This window comes from Pseudomonas edaphica (assembly GCF_005863185.1).
GTDB lineage: Bacteria > Pseudomonadota > Gammaproteobacteria > Pseudomonadales > Pseudomonadaceae > Aquipseudomonas > Aquipseudomonas edaphica.
Genome location: NZ_VBVZ01000662.1, coordinates 1 through 3,266 on the forward strand (window position 1 = coordinate 1; position 3,266 = coordinate 3,266).

Sequence of the window (3,266 nt, forward strand, 5' to 3'; positions counted from 1 at the left end):
TACAACTACAAGGTGGTCCGCCAATTCGCCATTATGACGGTGGTGTGGGGCATCGTCGGCATGGGGCTCGGGGTTTTTCTCGCCGCCCAATTGGTATGGCCTGCGCTCAACTTCGATTTACCCTGGACCAGCTTCGGCCGTTTGCGCCCGCTGCACACCAACGCGGTGATCTTTGCCTTTGGTGGCTGCGCACTGTTCGCCAGCTCGTTTTACTCGGTGCAACGCACCTGCCAAACCCAGCTGTTCGCGCCGAAAATCGCCGCGTTCTGCTTCTGGGGCTGGCAGCTTGTGATTGTGCTGGCCGCTATCAGCCTGCCACTGGGCTACACCACATCCAAGGAGTACGCCGAGCTGGAATGGCCGATCGCCATTCTTATCGCCGTGGTCTGGGTCGCCTACGGTGTGGTGTTCTTCGGCACGGTGATGAAGCGCAAGACCAAGCACATCTATGTCGGCAACTGGTTCTTCGGTGCGTTTATCATCACCGTGGCCATTCTGCACATCGTCAACCACGCGTCCCTGCCAGTGAGTTGGACCAAGTCCTACTCGGCCTATGGTGGTGCGACGGATGCGATGGTGCAGTGGTGGTACGGGCATAACGCGGTAGGCTTTTTCCTCACCGCAGGCTTCCTGGGGATGATGTACTACTTCGTACCCAAACAGGCCGAGCGTCCGGTGTATTCCTATCGCTTGTCCATCGTGCACTTCTGGGCGCTGATTACCCTGTACATCTGGGCCGGCCCCCACCACTTGCACTACACCGCGCTGCCGGACTGGGCACAGTCGCTGGGCATGGTGATGTCACTGGTACTGCTGGCACCCAGCTGGGGCGGCATGATCAACGGCATGATGACCCTCTCGGGCGCCTGGCATAAGTTGCGCAGCGACCCGATTCTGCGCTTCCTCGTGGTCTCCCTGGCCTTCTACGGCATGTCGACCTTCGAAGGGCCGATGATGGCCATCAAGACGGTCAACGCCCTCTCCCACTACACCGACTGGACCATCGGCCACGTACACGCCGGGGCGCTGGGTTGGGTAGCGATGATTTCCATCGGCGCGCTGTACCACATGATCCCGAAAGTCTTTGGCCGCGAGCAGATGTACAGCCTCGGCCTGATCAACGCGCACTTCTGGCTGGCCACCATCGGCACCGTGCTCTACATCGCTTCGATGTGGGTCAACGGCATCGCCCAGGGCCTGATGTGGCGTGCGGTCAACGAAGACGGCACCTTGACCTACTCCTTCGTCGAAACCCTGGTGGCCAGCCACCCTGGCTTCATCGTGCGGCTGGTGGGCGGTGCGATCTTCCTCAGCGGCATGTTGCTGATGGCTTACAACACCTGGCGCACCGTGCGTTCGGCGCAACCTGTCGAAGCCACTACCACTGCGCAGCTGGCCTGAGGAGTCGATGATGAAACACGAAACGATTGAAAAGAACGTCGGCCTGTTGATGCTGCTCATGGTGCTTGCCGTGAGCATCGGCGGCCTGACCCAGATCGTCCCGCTGTTCTTCCAGGACGTCACCAACAAACCGGTGGAAGGCATGAAGCCCTACACCGCGCTGCAGCTTGAAGGCCGCGACATCTACATCCGCGAAGGCTGTGTGCAGTGCCACTCGCAGATGATCCGCCCGTTCCGCGCCGAAACCGAACGCTACGGCCACTACTCGGTAGCCGGTGAAAGCGTGTGGGACCACCCGTTCCTGTGGGGTTCCAAGCGCACCGGGCCGGACCTGGCACGCGTCGGCGCACGTTACTCGGACGACTGGCACCGCGCGCACTTGTACAACCCGCGCAACGTGGTGCCGGAGTCGAAAATGCCAGCCTACCCATGGCTGGTCACGGCCCCGGTCGACAGCAGCCACACCGAGACCAAGTTGAAGGTGATGCGCACCCTCGGCGTGCCGTACACCGACGACGACATCAGTGGCGCCGTCGCCAGCCTCAAGGGCAAGACCGAGATGGACGCGCTGGTTTCGTACCTGCAAGTGCTCGGCACTGCCATCAAGAGCAAGAGGTGAGCCATGGGATTTGAATTCGATGCGGGCACCATCCGCGGCCTTGGCACGCTGGTGGTCGCCATCGCCTTTATCGGCCTGTCGCTGTGGGTGTTCAACAACCGGCGCAATGCGGACTTCGAGCAGGCCCGCCTGCTGCCGTTTGCCGATGAACCTTCTCCATCCGACGCTCAAGAAGAGCCTGCAACAAGGAGCACCCGCCCATGACTACCTTCTGGAGTACATGGATCTGCGTACTGACCCTCGGCAGCCTGATCGGCCTGACCTGGCTACTGATCGGCACCCGCAAGGGCGAGACCAAGGGCAGCGTGGACCAGACCATGGGCCACGCCTTCGACGGTATCGAGGAATACGACAACCCGCTGCCCCAGTGGTGGTTCATGCTGTTCGCCGGCACCCTGGTGTTTGCCGTCGGCTACCTGATCCTCTACCCGGGCCTTGGCAACTGGAAAGGCGTGTTGCCGGGCTATGAAGACGGCTGGACCCAGACCAAGGAATGGGACAAGGAAATGGCCAAGGCTGATGCCAAGTTCGGGCCGATCTTCGCCAAATTCTCGGCCATGCCGGTGGAAGAAGTGGCCAAAGACCCGCAGGCGCTGAAAATGGGTGGGCGCCTGTTCGCCTCCAACTGCGCGGTGTGCCACGGCTCGGATGCCAAGGGCGCGTATGGTTTCCCGAATCTGGCGGACAACCTCTGGCGCTGGGGCGGCTCGGCTGAGGCGATCAAGGCCACGATCATGAGCGGGCGCCATGCGGCGATGCCGGCCTGGGGTGAAATCCTCGGTGAGGACGGCGTGAAGAACGTCGCCGCCTATGTGCGTCATGACTTGGCCAAGCTGCCATTGCCGGCTGACAACACGGCCGACCTGGTAGCCGGCCAAGCCGCGTTCAACACCACCTGCGTGGCGTGCCACGGCCCACAAGGCCACGGCATGGAAGCCATGGGCGCGCCGAACCTGACCGAGCCTGCCGGCTTCATCTACGGCACCAGCCTGGCCCAGTTGCAGCAGACCATCCGCCATGGTCGCCAAGGGCAGATGCCGGCGCAGGATGTACTGCAAGGCAATGACAAGGTGCACCTGCTGGCAGCCTATGTGTACAGCTTGTCCCACACCGCTGATGGCGCAACGCCAGAAAGCCAACCTGAGTAACTGCTGAATGCCTCCCCCTGATCAGGGGAGGCCCGCTTAACTGTGGCGAGGGAGCTTGCTCCCGCTGGGCTGCGAAGCGGCCCCAAAATCCTGGGAGC

At 62.0% G+C, this 3,266-nt stretch carries 4 protein-coding genes; all 4 read left to right on the forward strand.

Translation table 11 applies throughout. The annotated features are described in order from the left end of the window. Positions 1-1,401, forward strand: a 1,401-nt coding sequence (gene ccoN / locus FEM54_RS28525) for a cytochrome-c oxidase, cbb3-type subunit I (protein WP_138453855.1), incomplete at its 5' end; no start/stop codon positions are given. 10 nt (positions 1,402-1,411) lie between these two features. Further along, positions 1,412-2,020: a cytochrome-c oxidase, cbb3-type subunit II gene (ccoO, locus tag FEM54_RS28530; RefSeq protein WP_017134815.1), complete on the forward strand. Its 609-nt coding sequence runs from the start codon at positions 1,412-1,414 to the stop codon at positions 2,018-2,020. 3 nt (positions 2,021-2,023) lie between these two features. Beyond that, entirely contained in the window at positions 2,024-2,224 is a 201-nt protein-coding gene (locus FEM54_RS28535; RefSeq protein ID WP_017134814.1) for a cbb3-type cytochrome oxidase subunit 3, read from the forward strand. Then, positions 2,221-3,168 (forward strand): cytochrome-c oxidase, cbb3-type subunit III, encoded by a 948-nt coding sequence (gene ccoP / locus FEM54_RS28540; RefSeq protein WP_017134813.1) that lies wholly within the window; start codon positions 2,221-2,223, stop codon positions 3,166-3,168. Before FEM54_RS28535 ends, ccoP begins: the two co-directional genes overlap by 4 nt. Positions 3,169-3,266 lie beyond the last annotated feature (98 nt).